This is a genomic window from Methanocalculus natronophilus, assembly GCF_038751955.1.
Taxonomy (GTDB): domain Archaea; phylum Halobacteriota; class Methanomicrobia; order Methanomicrobiales; family Methanocorpusculaceae; genus Methanocalculus; species Methanocalculus natronophilus.
In genome coordinates this window covers 1-852 of record NZ_JBCEXH010000029.1, presented here as the reverse complement: position 1 = coordinate 852, position 852 = coordinate 1, and the positions used below count along the sequence as shown (strand labels likewise).

2 protein-coding genes are annotated in these 852 nt (G+C 35.7%); both read right to left on the bottom strand.

Features of this window, described 5'->3' with window-relative positions:
- Window positions 1-170 (bottom strand): HU family DNA-binding protein (locus ABCO64_RS10175; protein ID WP_343089375.1); only part of this gene is annotated, 170 nt, incomplete at its 3' end.
- A gap of 116 nt (window positions 171-286) precedes the next feature.
- Window positions 287-852 (bottom strand): NAD(P)H-dependent glycerol-3-phosphate dehydrogenase (locus ABCO64_RS10170; protein ID WP_343089374.1); only part of this gene is annotated, 566 nt, incomplete at its 5' end.

The window sequence follows — 852 nt, the reverse complement described above, 5'->3', positions numbered from 1 at the left end:
GGTTTACGTTCTCTAACCTCAAATGTTCCAAATCCTGTTAATACTACTTTATCGCCGCTAACAAGTGCATCTTGAACTGCATTTAATGTTGCGTTCAATGAAGCTTCGGCATCTTTTTTTGTCAATCCTGATGTTTCAGCAATCTTTGCTACCAATTCTGTTTTATTCATACTGTATGAATTCCCTCCTTTAAAATTTTTAACTTAGCCATATTATACCAACCTGTTTTGCGATTTGCAAGAAAATACGCTAAATAAAGCCGAAAAAAGCAAAAACCGACTATAAATTAGTCGGTTTCTGCTTTGAGTTCGCGTGCTAACAAATCACTTAGCACTTCTTTTGGTTCGTTTTTATTGTAAACAACATCGTAAATTGCATTGATAATAGGTGTTTCTATATTTGCATCTTTAGCTAAGTAGTAAGCCGCTTCAGTCGTACGGATTCCCTCTACGACCATAGTCATAGAATTAAGGGTTTCTTCTAAGTCTTTTCCGCTTCCAATTTTATATCCTGCTTGAAAGTTTCTTGAATGAGGAGAGGTACACGTTACAATTAAATCTCCAACACCACTTAACCCATATAATGTTTCAGTATTTGCCCCTAAATAGCGATAAATTTTACCCATTTCGACTAAAGAACGTGTCATAAAAGCGGCCAATGCATTATCGCCTAAACCTTGTCCTCTAATAATACCTGAAGCAAGCGCAAAAATATTTTTAAGCGATCCGCCTAATTCCACCCCTTTTAAATCATCAGATGAATAGACTCTAAAATATGTCTTATTATGGAAAAGTTTTTGAACAAATTTTGCGTTTTCTTCATTTTCCGAAGCGCTCGTCACAGCGGTTATAT